Below are 13,831 nucleotides of genomic sequence, written 5' to 3' on the forward strand. Positions count from 1 at the left end.
AATCAGGGCGCCACTCACTCGTCGTCGTTCATGCCGCTGCCGCCGTAGCCCTGCGAGGAGCCGCGGGCCTTCTCGAAGTCGGCGCGGGCCTGGCGCTCCTCACCCAGGCGCACGTCCACCTGGCGCTGGGCCTCCTCCGTCTTGCGCTGGGCGTCGGCCACCGCGCGGGTGAACTCGGCGTCGGACATCTCCTTGGCGCGCACGTCATCGCTGTTCTTCAGCGCCTGCAGCTCCGCCTGGCGCAGCTGGGCCTCGGACAGCTCCAGCTCCGCCTGGCGCAAGTCCTTGCGGGCCTTCTGCGTCTCCACGGCGCGCTGGCGCCACGCCGTCTGGGCGCGGGCCGCCTGGAGCTTCGCCTCGGTGGTCCTCAGGTCCTTCTGGGCCTGGGTGATGTTGGCTTGCTGACCGGTGGCGCGGGCGGCCTCGAGCGCCGTCTGGTTCGCCTCGTGGGAGAGCTTGGCCGCCTCCTCGTTGCGCCGGGAGACCTCCACCGCGCGCTCGGCGTCCTTCACCGCCACGTCGGCGCGGGTGACCTCGTCCTGGGCCTTGGTGCGCTCGGACTGGGCGTTGCGGACGTCGCCGAGCTGGCTCTCGGGGACGCGCGCCAGCCAGGACTCGTCCACCTGCTTCTTCGCGGACTTGGATGAGCTGCACCCGCCGAGCACCAGCGCCGTCCCCAACACCACTCCCGCCAGAACCCGATGCTTCCTCGTCGACTGGAACATGAATTCCTCCTGACCGTGCGTATCGTCGCTTGCTCGACACGGTAGGCACTCGGCGACGGCGAGGCAGGAGGCGCGGTGCGACACCCGACGCTGGCCTTGACGCGCCCGCTCGGGGGACGGGCGTGGAAGAGGGCGGCTCGTGTGGCCGCCTGCTCAGTGCTTCTCGAGGATGACGGCGTAGAACTCGATGCCCACGCCCTCGCGGTCCTCCTCGGTGATGTGGCCCACGGGCAGGCCCAGGAACTCCCGCACCGTCATCACCCCGCCGGGCCCGGGAGACCAGGGGCCGCACAGGTCCAGGTACTCGCGCAGCGAGTAGAGCTGGAAGGACTCGCCCATCTTCTGGAACATGCCGACGAACTGCTCCCACTTCGGCGTGCTCAGCCCGGGCGCCTTCGTCTCGAAGGTGGCGAAGAGCTTCGAGCCGGGCGCGGCCCAGTCATACAAATCCTTGAAGAACCTCCGGTTCTCCTCCGAGGAGAGGAACACGGTGATGCCATTGGCGCCGAAGGCCACGCGCCGCTCGCCATCCAGGAACGCGCGCACGTCGGGCCGCCGCAGGAAGTCGCCCGCGGAGCGGATGTCGCATTCCATGTAGCGCGTGCGCGGATTGTCGCCGAGCAGGTGCTTGCCGGTGGCGATGGTGAGCGGGTTGATGTCGGTGTAGAGCACCTTGGCGTCGGGCAGCACCGAGTGGATGTGGTCGCTCGTCGGCAGGCCCGAAGCGAAGTCCACCCAGTGGTCGAAGCCGTCCGCGGACAGGCGCAGCGCGGCGGTGCGCAGGCAGCTTCGGAGCATGCGCAGCCACTTCCGGGTGGAAGGCACCAGCGAGAACATGAACTCGGCGGCCTGTCGGTCCACCTCGAAGTGGTGGGTGCCGCCCAGCGTGTAGTCGTAGATGCGGGCCGCGTCGGGCACGTGGGGGTTGACGCCCGGGATGCGGGAGAGCTCCTGGTTGTCCATCCTTCGCTCGCTCCTCGTGGGGTAGGGGGTTGCGCGGCTCTCAGGGGCGCCAGACCTCGGAGGTCGTCTCCGGCGGGCTGTCCGGCGCGGCGCGGGTGGTGCCCACCACCAGGTATGCGCCATCGCCCAGGGGCGCGACGCGGTGGCCCGCGCGGCCGAGGGCCAGCGGTGTCCCCGGGCTCCACAGGCCCGTGGCCGGGTTCCACAGCTCCACGTCGGGGGTGGCGCCGTACGTCGTCGACTCCAGGCCTCCGGACACGGCGGCGCGACCGTCCGGCAGCGCGGTGAGCGCGAAGCTGGAGCGGCCCAGGGCGAGCGGCGCCGTGGCGCTCCACTGCTCGGTGGCGGGGTCGAAGAGCTCGGCGCTCGTGAGCAGCGTGCCCTGGTGCCAGCCGCCCACCACGAGGATGCGGCCGTCGGCGAGCGTGACGCCGGCGGCGTCGTCGCGCGACGCGGTGAGCGGATGGGGCGCGGTCCTCCAGGTGCGGGTGGCCGGCTCGTAGACCTCGGTGCTCATGTCGAGCGGCGGGGCCAGGTGCTGTCCCTCGATGATGGCGAAGCCGAAGCCGTTGTCGCGCCCCCCGGCGATGACGACGCGGCCCCGGCTCACGCAGACCGGGCCGATGTGGAAGATGCGGACCGTCTGGCCCGCGGGCTCCCACTCCGCCGCGCCGGGCCGCAGCAGCTCCGCGCGCGTTCCGCGCTCGAGGTCGTCGTCGTGGTCCGAGCCCAGCACCAGCACCGCCCCGTCCTCGAGCACCAGCGCAACGGGGTGTGAGCGCGAAGCCCGCATGGAAGGACCGGGGACGAAGCGCAGCGCGTCCGGCTCCCAGACCACGGTGCTGGCCAGGTCCGGGTGGGCATTGTCGCGGCCGCCCACGAGCAGCACGCGCCCGTCCGGGAGCGCCACCGCCGCGTGGTCGTGCCGGGGCTCCGGCAGGGGCGCTGCCTCCCGCCATTCCTGACGGAGGGTGTCCCAGAGGAAGGCGCTGGCGGAGGTCCTGGGCGTGGAGCCGCCCCCTTCTGCGTGCCAGCCCTGTCCGCCGGTGAGCAGCGCGCCGCCGGCCACGGGCGTCAGGCCGAAGCCCTCCAGCCAGAGCCCGGGGGCGGGAACACGTCGAGTCGCCGGGGACGGAGGGCTGCCGGTCATGGCGCCATCGTACGCCGTCCGCGCCGCGCCGCGCCTGCCACCGGGGAGGTCCACGGTGACCTGGAGACAGTCGCCGTCCGGGGGCCCGGCCCTGGGAATGACAACCTGGGAGGGCGGCCGGGACGAGGGTGTCCTGGGCAATGGCTTGTTCCGCATGCGTGTCTGGTGATTCTCTGGGGCCCGCATCGTTCCGAGGGGGGAAACATGCGCCGTGCGCCACGAGATTCCGCCGAGCCCGTCTTGCCCTGGCGGGGCGCGTCCATGTCGGGACGGGGCCCATGACAGGCATTGCGTGAGACGTCGTCTGGAAAAGGGGGAGTCATGCAACTCATCGGGAGACGTGTGTCGGGGCTGCTGGCGGGGTGCGCCTTGCTGTGCGTGGCGCTGCTGGGCGCCTGCTCGGAGCGGGGGGCCGCGAGCGAGGAGGGGCGCCTGGGCGCCGGTGCCCAGGCGGTGGAGGGGGTGGCCCGACAGGGGACGGTGCTGGCGGGGCGGCATCACACGCTGGCGATGCGCGCGGATGGCACGGCGTGGGGCTGGGGAGACAACGGCGCCAGTCAGCTGGGTGACGGCACGACGGCGTCGCGGTGGGCGCCGGTGCATGCGGTGGGGCTGACGCAGGTGGGCGCGCTCGCGGCGGGCCATGCGCACTCGCTGCGCGCGGGAGGTGTGTGGGCCTGGGGCGACAGCGCCCAGGGACAGCTGGGCACGGGCCTGTCGACGGTTCGGGCCTCCCCCGTGAAGGTCTGGTAGCGCGCCGCGCCTCACGCGAAACGGGAGGGCGTCCTATGCGCCCTCCCTCGAGAACTCCGCGCCCCGGTGGGCCCGGATGCAGCGAGTACGTCGTCGGGCAGTCTGAAACGGGGGTGTCCCATGGAACGTGTCGCGAGGCGTGTGTCTGGGTTGCTGCTGTGCCTGTTGTGGTGGGCGGGCTGTGTCGAGCCCGGGGCGTCGTCCTTCACCGGCGAGCTGGGCACCGTGCGCGCCAGGGAGGGTGCCTCCCGTCAGGGCTCGGTGCTGGCGGGACGGCATCACACGCTGGTGTTGAGGACGGACGGCACCGTGTGGGCATGGGGTGGCAACACCTTCGGCCAGCTCGGCAACAACTCGACCCGCCCCAACCCGATGCCCTCGCGCGTCTGGCGCCTGTCGAGCATCCGCGCCATTGGCGTGGGGGAGCAGCACTCGCTCGCGCTGGGCGTGGACGGCACGGTGTGGTCCTGGGGCTGGAACAACAACGGCCAGCTGGGCGACGGCACGACGACGTCGCGCTCGGTGCCCGCGCGAATCCCGAACCTGACGAACGTGGTGGCCATCGCCGCCGGCTTCACCCACTCGATGGTGCTCAAGTCGGACGGCACCGTGTGGGCGTGGGGGCTCAACGCGACGGGGCAGCTCGGCGATGGAACGACGGTGCGCAAGCTGTCGCCCGTGCAGGTGCAGGGGCTGCCGGGCGCGGTGGCCATCGCCGCGGGCAACGTGCACTCGCTGGCGCTGACGGCGGATGGGCGGCTGTGGACGTGGGGTGGCAACGCCGACGGGCAGCTCGGCACGGGCAACCAGACGCCCCGCTCGCTCCCGGGCGCGCTGGCGAGCATGACGGGCATGGTGTCCGGGCTGTCGGGTGGAGGCTCGCATTCGATGGTGCTGAAGACGGACGGCACCGTGTGGGGCTGGGGGAAGAACGACGATGGCCAGCTGGGCCTGGGGAACACCACCGCGAGCCTGGTTCCGGTGCAGGTGCCGGGCCTCACGAGCGTGGCCGCGGTGGTGGGGGGCGGGCAGCACTCGGTGGCGCTGAAGGCGGACGGGACGGTGTGGGCGTGGGGCAGCAACATCCGCGCGCAGCTGGGGGATGGGACGCAGACGCAGCGGCTGTCGCCGTTCCAGGTGCCGGGGCTGACGGGCGTGCTGGGCGTGTCCGCGGGCGGAGGGCAGCACTCGGTGGCGGTGAAGGCGAGCGGCGAGGTGTGGACGTGGGGCTCCAACTCCGATGGGCAGTGCGGTGATGGGACGTACCTGATGAAGCTGGTGCCCACGCTGGCGCGCGGGCTGCTGGAGCGCGCGGGCGCGTCCGCGGGGGAGGGCTACTCGCTCGCCGTCAAGGGGGATGGCACCGCGTGGGGATGGGGGAACAACACCCAGGCCCAGCTCGGCGACGGGACGAATGTGTCGCGTCGGTTGCCGGTGCGCGTGGGGACGCTCACGCAGGTGGCGTCCGTCGCCGCCGGGGCGTTCCACTCGCTGGCGCTGAAGGAGGACGGCGCGGTGTTCGGCTGGGGCGCGAACGGCTGGGGCGCCGTCGGGGACGGGAGCCTCGTCAATCGCTCGCAGCCGGTGCGGGTGGGGCAGGGCACCCTGGTGGCCTCGGCGGTGGCGGCGGGGGCGTACCACTCGCTGGCGCTGGGCGTGGATGGAACCGTCTTCGCGTGGGGGGACAACAGCGTGGGGCAGCTGGGCGACGGCAGCGACGTCACGCCGACGCGGACCACGCCCACCCGCGTGCCGGACCTGGACGGCGTCGTCTCCGTGGCCGCGGGCCTGGAGCACTCGCTCGCCTTGAAGTCGGACGGCACCGTCTGGGTCTGGGGCCGGCAGGACACGTGCGAGGACCCGGGGGGCGAGGCGCTGGCGGTGCGCGCGCCGCGCCAGGTGCCGGGGCTGACGGACGTGGTGGCGGTGGGCGCGGGGCTCTGTCACTCGATGGCGCTGCGCGCGGATGGCACTGTCTGGGCCTGGGGGAGCAATGACCAGGGGCAGCTGGGGGATGGGGGGCTCCTCGCGCGGATGACGCCCGCCCAGGTGACGGGGCTCACCGGCGTGGTGTGGCTCGCCGTGGGGCCGCGCCAGGCGCTGGTGCTCAAGCAGGACGGCGGCGTGTGGGGGTGGGGGAGCAATCCCCTGGGCCAGCTGGGCGCGGGCCTGTCCGCTCCGCGCGTGGCGCCCGTGCAGGTGCCCTCGCTGGCGGGCGTGAGGACGCTGTCCTCGGGGGCCTCGCACACCCTGGCGCTCAAGGAGGACGGCACGCTCTGGGCCTGGGGCGGCAATGGCGACGGGCAGCTGGGCATCGGCGCGGTGGACTGGCAGCTGACGCCGACCCGCTCGGGGCTGGTGGCCTCGCGAGGCGTGGCCGCCGCGTCCCGCCACTCGCTGGTCGTCGCGCTGGATGGCAGCGTGCAGGGCACCGGCGCCAACGACTCCGGGCAGCTGGGTGACGGCAGCCTGCTGACGCGCGCGGACCCCGTGGCCGCGATGGGGCTGACGGAGGTCCGGGCCATCGCCGCGGGCCCGGGGCACGCGCTCGCGCTGAAGACCGATGGCCACGTCTACGCCTGGGGCGCGAACCTGGAGGGCGAATTGGGGGATGGCACGACGACGCCCCGCATGCAGGCCGCGCAGCTGCCGTCGCTCGCGGGCGTGCTGTCCATCGCGGTGGGCGGCCGTCACTCGCTGGCGCTGCATGGCGACGGCACGGTGGTGGCCTGGGGCTCCAACCTCCAGGGCCAGCTCGGCGATGGGACGACGGTGTCCCGGCGGCTCCCCGTGCGCGTGCTGAACCTGTCGGGCGTGGCGGCCATCGCCGCCGGCGAGGGCTTCTCGCTGGCGCTCAAGCACGACGGCACGGTGTGGTCCTGGGGCGCCAATGGCCTGGGACAGCTGGGGGACAACTCCACCCAGCGCAGGCTGGAGCCGGTGGAGCTCACCGGCCTCACGGGCGTCACCGCGGTGGCGGCCGGGCGCACGCACGCGCTCGCGCTCAAGGCGGACGCGACGCTCTGGGCGTGGGGCTCCAATACCTATGGCGAGCTGGGGGACAACACCCAGACGCGGCGGCTCGCGCCCATCCTGGTGAACACCCTGACGGGCGTCACCGCGGTGGGCGCCGGCGAGCACCACAGCCTCGCGGTGACCACCGGCGGCAAGGTCTGGGGCTGGGGCCGCAACCAGCATGGCCAGGTGGGCAACGGCGTGAAGTCGAACTGGCAGAAGCTGCCCGCGCAGGTGCTCGGGCTCACCGGCGCGGTGGCGGTGTCGGGCGGCGGGGAGCACTCGCTCGCCGTGCTCGCGGACCGCGGCGTCTGGGCCTGGGGCAACGGCAGCCAGGGCCAGCTGGGCACCGGCATGGCGGGCTTCCGCGAGGCGCCCGTGCAGGTCTGGTAGCTCCCCCCGCGCGGACGGCGGCCCGCTCGCGTGAGTCCATCGCGAGCGGGCCGGGTGGGACGCGGGAGCGGGGCGGGACTACTTCGCCTTGCCGAACTCGCGGCTGGCGATGACGCCCTGCACCTCGGCGAGGGCGCGAGCGCCGGAGGCGGACTCGAGCGCCTTCTCCGCGATGGCCTGCACCTGGCGCTTGGCCTCGGCCAGCTCCGTCTGGAGCGTCTGGAGGGCCTGGGCCTGCTTCGTGCTGGTCTCCTTGAGGGACGCAATCTCCATGCTGGCCACCTTCTGCGCCGTCTCCGCGTCCTTGTTGGCGAGCGTCAGCTTCAGCTCCCAGTCCGCCTTGACGCGGTTGCCGGCAATCGCCGCGGCCGTGTCCGCCTCCTTCTTCAGCTGCGCGGGGAACTCGGCCACCTGCTTTCGCAGGTCCTCCAGCTCCTTCTCCCGCAGCTTCAGCTGCTCCTCGCGGCCGGCCCAGTCCTTCTCCAGCTTCTCCTTGCGGTCCCTCTCCGAGGCGGCCTGCACGCGCAGCCCTTCGGCGAACGCGTCCTGCTCCTTCTTGCGCTGCACCTGCACGTCGTAGGCGTACTGCTCCTCGGCGCGCGTGCGCGAAAGCTCCGCCGCCGCCTTCTCCGTGGCCAGCTCCGAGGCCGCCCGCTCGCGCGTCTCCGCGATGTCCTTCTGGAGCTGCTCCATCTCCTCCTGGAGCTTCGCCTTGCGCACGTCGTACTCGGCCACCAGCACGTCCACGGCGCTGGCCGCCACGTCCTTGCCATGCAGCTCCGTCAGCTCCTCCGTCTTCAGGCGGATGGCCTCGTCCAGCTGCTTCATCTCCTCCACCAGCGCGATGACCTGCTCGTTGATGCCCGCCAGCGTCTTGCCGATGGTGAGCCCCGCCTCGGTGACCTTCTTCACCGCGGACTCGGCCGACAGGTTGGACACGTCCGCGAGCACGCCGCGCGCGTGCGCGTCACGGGCCTCCTGCTCCTTGGCCGGGACGACGGGCTTGTTGCGCGCCTTGCGAGCCAGGTCCTCGAAGGCCGCCTTGGTGGACTCCGAGGAGCGGTTGCGGGAGGCGGACTTGCGGGACTTGGACTGGGTGGAAGCCATGTGACTCTCCAGGTAGGGCACGGCCAGGCGGGCCGCGTTGGCTCGCGAATGGCGTGAGGGTTTCGTGGGGTTTCTGGTCCCCTTCTCGGGCGACCATGTGAAAAGAGTACCTGGAGGGTCTGACATGGCTGGCCGGGTTCCAGGCGTGCTTCCGGGGGCCGGGAAAGGGCTCCTGGGAGCCCCAAGAAGCCACGCCGGGCTTGTGGTCGGGGCCGGGGGCCGGCTAACTCCCGGCCCAGACTCCGCTCAAGGGAGAGCGTCAATGCAGGTCGTCAGTGTGAAGCAGGTCCTCGCCGGCGCGGTGGAGGCAGGGACGAAGGTGGAGGTCCGTGGCTGGGTGCGCACCCGGCGCGACTCGAAGGCGGGCATCAGCTTCGTCAACGTGAGCGATGGCTCGGTGTTCGACCCCCTCCAGGTGGTCGCCCCCAATTCGCTGCCCAACTACGAGAAGGAGGTCCTCCGCCTCACCGCGGGCGCCTCCGTCGTCTGCCGCGGCACGCTGGTGAAGTCCCAGGGCAAGGGGCAGGCCTTCGAGGTCCAGGCGGACGAGGTCCAGGTGCTGGGCCTAGTGGACGACCCGGACACGTACCCCATCCAGCCCAAGCAGCACACGCTGGAGTTCCTGCGCGAAGTGGCGCACCTGCGCGTTCGCACCAACACGTTCAGCTCGATTACGCGCGTGCGTCACCGCGCGGCGCAGGCGGTGCACCGCTTCTTCGACCAGGAGGGCTTCTTCTGGGTCAACACGCCCATCATCACCGCGAGCGACGCGGAGGGCGCCGGGCAGATGTTCCGCGTGTCCACGCTGGACGCCGTCAACCCGCCGCGCACGCCCGAGGGGAAGATCGACTGGCACAAGGACTTCTTCGGCAAGGAGGCGTACCTCACCGTCTCCGGCCAGCTCAACGTGGAGGCCTACGCCATGGCCATGTCGAAGGTGTACACCTTCGGCCCCACGTTCCGCGCGGAGAACTCCAACACCACGCGCCACCTGGCCGAGTTCTGGATGATCGAGCCGGAGATCGCCTTCGCGGACCTCAACGCGGACGCGGACCTGGCCGAGCGCTTCCTCAAGTATGTCTTCAAGGCGGTGCTGGAGGACTGCGGCCCGGACTTCAAGTTCTTCGAGGAGCGCGTGCAGAAGGGCGTCACGGAGCGGCTGGAGAAGTTCATCCACTCGAGCTTCGAGCGCATCGACTACACGGACGCGATTGAGATCCTCAAGAAGGCGAAGAAGAAGTTCGAGTACGCGCCGGAGTGGGGCAAGGACCTGCAGACGGAGCACGAGCGCTACCTGTCCGAGGAGCACGTGGGCCGGCCCGTCGTCGTGATGAACTACCCGGAGGCCATCAAGGCCTTCTACATGCGCATCAACGAGGACGGGAAGACGGTGGCGGCCATGGACGTGCTGGCCCCGGGCATCGGCGAAATCATCGGCGGCAGCCAGCGCGAGGAGCGGCTGGACGTGCTGGATGCGCGCATGAAGCGCTTCGGCCTGGAGCCGTCGCACTACGAGTGGTACCGCGACTTGCGCCGCTACGGCACGGTGCCGCACGCGGGCTTCGGGCTCGGGTTCGAGCGGCTCATCGTCTACATGTGCGGCCTGCAGAACATCCGCGACGCCATTCCGTACCCGCGCGTGCCGGGCTCGGCGCAGTTCTAGGCCGCGCCGGCCCGAGAACGGGTGTCAGGGGAGCTGGGACTGGAGGGCGGGCCAGCGGGTGCGGACCCACTGGCGCACGTACTCCAGCTCCTGCTCGTAGGTGTTGAAGTCGGTGCGCTGGTACCAGTTGGGGAAGTTGCCCTCGCCCACGGTGCCGGGCGCGCCCAGGGCCCGGTACTCCAGCTCCCACTTGGCCCAGTCGCGCTTCGCCACCGCGGAGGTCTCGCGCTCGTAGACGTCGATGAGGGCGAGCACCGTCTCCAGCTTCACCTCGTTCTTCAGGAGGGCGCGGTAGCGCTCGCGCATGGGCCCGGAGAACGTCGGGTCCGCGAGCAGGCGCGCGAAGATGCGGTTGGTGTTGGCGAAGTTGGAGCGCGTGGTCGGCGACGTGCGCGTGGTGTCGAAGTTCTGCCCGAAGCTCGCGTCCAGATCCCACGGGATGAAGCGCCAGGGGCCCTGCGTGTTCGGGTCATACGCGTGATAGGCGTTCTTCGAGTGCGAGTCCGTGCCGTGGATGAGCGTGTTGAAGATCCACCAGTTCTCGTAGTCCCTCAGGCTGGCGCGCTGGGGGAACTGGGCGCGGAAGGTGGCGTCATCGGAGTCCGCGACGAAGCCGATGAAGGCCTCCAGGGTGTCCCAGGCGTGGGGCTGGCCCATCTCCGGCTCGCCGACCTTCTTCTCGAAGCCCTCGCGCAGGGAGGCCTTGGGCGTGCCGTCGCGGCGGACGCGGGAGAAGTTGGCGTCGTTCTCCACGGCCTTGAACAGGTCGGAGTCCTTGTCCAGGCCGTGGTCGGCCATCAGCCGTTTGTGGGGCAGGTCCGCCACGGTGTAGAGGCCGAGGTAGCGGTTGTTGGCGTACAGCACGGCGCTGTAGGTGCGCACGCGGATGTTGTCGGGAGAGATGCGGCTCCACAGGTCGAACGCGAGCCGGGTGCGCACGTACGAGTTGTCATTGAAGGTGGTGACGAGCGCGATGCGCTTCTTGTCGACGAAGCCGTCGCCGTAGACGGTCTCATCGAAGAGGTCCTCGTCGGGGAACTTGAAGGTGAAGCTGCGCTTGGGGAAGGCGCCGGAGGTGGCGCCGCGGTACTTGGCCTCCACCTGGTAGGTGCGGCCCCGGTAGATGAGCCTGGCGCCCTTGTAGCTGCCCGACGTGAGGGGCGGCTCGTAGGTGAGGTGGAAGACGGGCAGGCCGTACTCCTCGGTGTACTTCGAGGGGTCGACGATGGCCACGTTGCCCGGGCCGCCGTTGTTCTCGGCGACGCCGACCTTGAGGGTGCCCGTCTCGTTGGTGGAGCGCTCGCGCAGCACGAGGTTCCACACGGCCGCCTGGTCCTTGCCGGTCGTCCAGCGCAGGGTGGCGGTGGCCTCGTCGAAGGTGGCGCCGGTGGGCAGGTTGTCCACGGTGAAGCGCACGGCGGCCCCGGTGTGGCCGGTGGAGCACGTCACGGTGGCGGTGACCTGTTGTCCCTCGGTGACCCACTTCGCCTCGCCCGCGGTGGGGGCGCAGACGGTGGGCGCGGGGCCGGCGTCGGGTGTGCCCGCGTCGGGAGCAGGAGGCTCGCCAGCGTCGGGCACGCCCGCATCCGGGCCGGGCTGTCCGGTGGGGGGACCCGCATCGGGGTCACCCGAGGGCGCCCGGTCGGGCGGCTGACCCTCGGGACCGGGGGGACTGTCGCCCCCGCAGGCCACCAGCAGACTCACGACACATGCCAGTACGACGCTCGACACGCTTTTCCGGGCCACCGTGTTGCTCCTCCGCCTCCCGCAAACCCCGTCGGACTCGAAGGAATAGGCATCCGGAGGAGCGCTGACAGGCCCCCTGCCACGGACGTGTGTCGTCCGGTGGACTTAGGGCGAGCGCCGCCGTGCGCATTCAGGCGGGGCTCTTCAAGGACTCACTCCATGGCGGCGGAGCTTGCGCTTGAGGTACCAGAGGCCGACGCCCGCGTAGGGCCGGAGCCGCCCGTCTGTATCCCTCTGCGCGTAGTGCTGGTGGAGCGCCTTCAGCCGTGGGGGACTGTCGTCCTTTTCGAGTTGCTGACGGATCTCGTCAATCACGGCCATGCGATTGCGTTTGAGTCTTGCGACGTTGAGATTCAAGCGCGAGATGTCCTTGGTGGCATTCTCGTCGTCGCTGAGGATCTCCCCTCGGACCTTGTCGTAGCGGTAGCGCTCACCGACATCCGGCGGCATCCTGGCCGGGCTGTAGGAGAGGGGCTGCTGCGCTGTTGGCAGATTTCCCCGATACGTGTCGCAATGCGCAGTGCCTTCATCATGGGTTCCAGCTCCAGCAAAGGAGCGCCCGACGATGACTCCTGGACACACGCCGAGCAGGTTGTCCCAGTCGAGCGTGCGATGGCCGGCGGCATTCCTCGCCTCGAAATGCTCCAGCTTCATCCCTCCTGATTGGGGCTGCCTGGAGTCTGCTGCGTGCGTGCCCTTGAGCGGCGACATGCAGTACGCACAGAGCCCGCCCTGTTCGTCCCAGGCTTGCTCGCGCATCGACTGCTTGCACTGTCCGTCCAGCGAGGTCCAGGCATTGTCGTCCACCGTGCCGTACATTTCTTCGTACTGCGCACGCGCCACTGCGAGGCGCGAGGGTTCAGGACTCTTCGTGATCTTCAGCACTGAGATCATCCTCGAGGTCTCGCACCGCCCACTCCGCACGCACGATGTCCGCGTCATCGGCGCCGAGCTGGGCTCGCAGCGTGTCCAGCAGCGCCCGGGCCTCCATCAGCTTCGAGCCATCGATGAACTCAGCCAATCTGTCGAGAGCGCTCTGCATCTCCTGGGGCCGTGATGGCTCATCGAAGATGTCCTCGAGCAGCGCATTCGTGTCCTTCCCCTTCACGTGCGAGACAGTCCGGGGCGCCTTCTCGCCAGAAACGAGCACCCGGACCCACGCATCCTCCGCCGTCGAGAGCACCTGGGGCGAGTGGGTCGTTGCCACGAACTGCACGCCCGGAAAGGTCTTCCTCAAATCCCCGATGACACGCCGCTGCCAGCGCGGGTGCAGGTGCAGATCGATCTCGTCGATGAGCACGATGCCTCGTGCCAGCTTGGGGGCATTGACCCCGTGGTGTGGGTTGAGTTGCGCGCATCGCCAAGCGAGGTCGGCCGCGAGCGCAACGAGGTTTCGGTAGCCGTCCGACAGGAGATGGAAGGGCAGGGTGCGGCCGTCCTCGAGATCCACCATCACCGACTGAGTGTTCAGGCTGAAGTAGAGCTTCTTCGCGCTTGGAAGGCAGGCGGCTGCTGCGTGCTGTACCGCCTCGAGTTGGGGCTCATGCACCGCCGAGACATCCTGCCCCGCCTGAAGTGCCGAGGCCACGCGCTCGATGCGCGCCTGCTCCCTCCATTGCATCCACGCCTCGAACTGCCAGGTCGACGAGGCGGGCTCCAGGCTCGCGTGGTAGCCGTGAAGGCGCGAGGTCACCGCGGAGCCCTCGCGATCTCGCTTCTTCAGCCATAGCCGGGCGGTGCCGTAGAAGCTGATGACCGGCAGGTCAACGTCTTCGCCACGGATGACGGCTGCTTCCATGGCCTCGGCTCGCTGGCTCACGGGAGTTCCGCCGGTGGACCGCGACTTCTTGCTTCGCGCGAGGATGTGCCGGCTCCAGGTGACCGCCTGCCCGTCGACGACTGTCCCGTGAGCCGTGACCTCGACCGGGTAGACCTGCTCGATCGAAGGCACTCCCTGGGACATGTGCCCGACCTGGCGGACGTCATCGGCTCTCAGGTAGCGGGACTGGCCCGCTACCTGACGCAGCCCCGTGAACCATTCGCCGATGGCGACCGCGAGCGCTTCCAGCACCGCCGTCTTTCCCGCCCCGTTGCGCCCCAGCAGGAGCGTGAACTCTGGGTGGAGATCGAGCCCGAAGTCCTCGAACCCACGGAAGTTCTTCAGCTCAAGTCTTTGGATGTGCATCGGCTCCTCGGGAGGGCGCGCACCGTAGCACGGCCCTTCGGACCGACGCAGCGCCGAGCGTTGCCTCCACACGCTCGATGAGTAGGCCTTGGTCTCCGAGGAGTGGCCCGACGGAGCTTGCTGAGACGTGT

10 protein-coding genes are annotated in these 13,831 nt (G+C 70.5%); 3 read left to right on the forward strand and 7 right to left on the reverse strand.

From position 1 onward, the window contains the following. Positions 1-14: 14 nt before the first annotated feature. The 3 genes from AC6JA9_RS14175 to AC6JA9_RS14185 all read right to left on the reverse strand — a co-directional run bounded on the left by AC6JA9_RS14175 (position 15) and on the right by AC6JA9_RS14185 (position 2,838). Entirely contained in the window at positions 15-725 is a 711-nt protein-coding gene (locus tag AC6JA9_RS14175) for a hypothetical protein (RefSeq protein WP_267696962.1), read from the reverse strand. 153 nt (positions 726-878) lie between these two features. After that, positions 879-1,688: an SAM-dependent methyltransferase gene (locus AC6JA9_RS14180; protein WP_223751265.1), complete on the reverse strand. Its 810-nt coding sequence runs from the start codon at positions 1,686-1,688 to the stop codon at positions 879-881. Between the two features lie 40 nt (positions 1,689-1,728). After that, positions 1,729-2,838 carry a Kelch repeat-containing protein gene (locus AC6JA9_RS14185; protein ID WP_223751266.1) on the reverse strand — a complete coding sequence of 370 codons (1,110 nt, stop codon included), beginning with the start codon at positions 2,836-2,838 and terminating at the stop codon, positions 1,729-1,731. Positions 2,839-3,159: 321 nt separating this feature from the next. On the opposite strand from AC6JA9_RS14185, the gene AC6JA9_RS14190 reads away from it, so the two are divergent. After that, positions 3,160-3,591, forward strand: coding sequence for an RCC1 domain-containing protein (locus tag AC6JA9_RS14190; protein ID WP_267696960.1), 432 nt, complete (start codon positions 3,160-3,162; stop codon positions 3,589-3,591). Positions 3,592-3,732: 141 nt separating this feature from the next. Next, complete coding sequence (locus tag AC6JA9_RS14195; RefSeq protein ID WP_497959923.1) at positions 3,733-6,999, forward strand: RCC1 domain-containing protein; 3,267 nt, start codon at positions 3,733-3,735, stop codon at positions 6,997-6,999. A 78-nt stretch (positions 7,000-7,077) separates the two neighbouring features. On the opposite strand, the gene AC6JA9_RS14200 is transcribed toward AC6JA9_RS14195, so the two are convergent. Further along, positions 7,078-8,106, reverse strand: a complete 1,029-nt coding sequence (locus AC6JA9_RS14200; RefSeq protein ID WP_223785091.1) for a coiled-coil domain-containing protein — start codon at positions 8,104-8,106, stop codon at positions 7,078-7,080. A gap of 262 nt (positions 8,107-8,368) precedes the next feature. Between AC6JA9_RS14200 and asnS the strand changes: the two genes are divergently transcribed. Then, entirely contained in the window at positions 8,369-9,769 is a 1,401-nt protein-coding gene (asnS, locus tag AC6JA9_RS14205; protein ID WP_223751270.1) for an asparagine--tRNA ligase, read from the forward strand. Between the two features lie 24 nt (positions 9,770-9,793). Here the strand turns inward: asnS and AC6JA9_RS14210 are convergent, their stop codons facing one another. From AC6JA9_RS14210 to AC6JA9_RS14220, 3 genes are all read right to left on the reverse strand, one after another. After that, a complete protein-coding gene (locus AC6JA9_RS14210; protein ID WP_223785092.1) occupies positions 9,794-11,515 on the reverse strand; it encodes a CotH kinase family protein in 1,722 nt (573 codons plus the stop codon). Positions 11,516-11,659: 144 nt separating this feature from the next. Beyond that, complete coding sequence (locus tag AC6JA9_RS14215; protein WP_223785093.1) at positions 11,660-12,400, reverse strand: HNH endonuclease family protein; 741 nt, start codon at positions 12,398-12,400, stop codon at positions 11,660-11,662. Beyond that, the gene (locus tag AC6JA9_RS14220; RefSeq protein WP_223785094.1) at positions 12,375-13,700 is read right to left on the reverse strand and encodes an AAA family ATPase; all 1,326 of its coding nucleotides are present in this window, start codon (positions 13,698-13,700) and stop codon (positions 12,375-12,377) included. The genes AC6JA9_RS14215 and AC6JA9_RS14220 overlap by 26 nt, the downstream gene beginning before the upstream one ends. Positions 13,701-13,831: the final 131 nt, after the last annotated feature.

The sequence above is a fragment of the Myxococcus sp. MH1 genome (genome assembly GCF_059738865.1).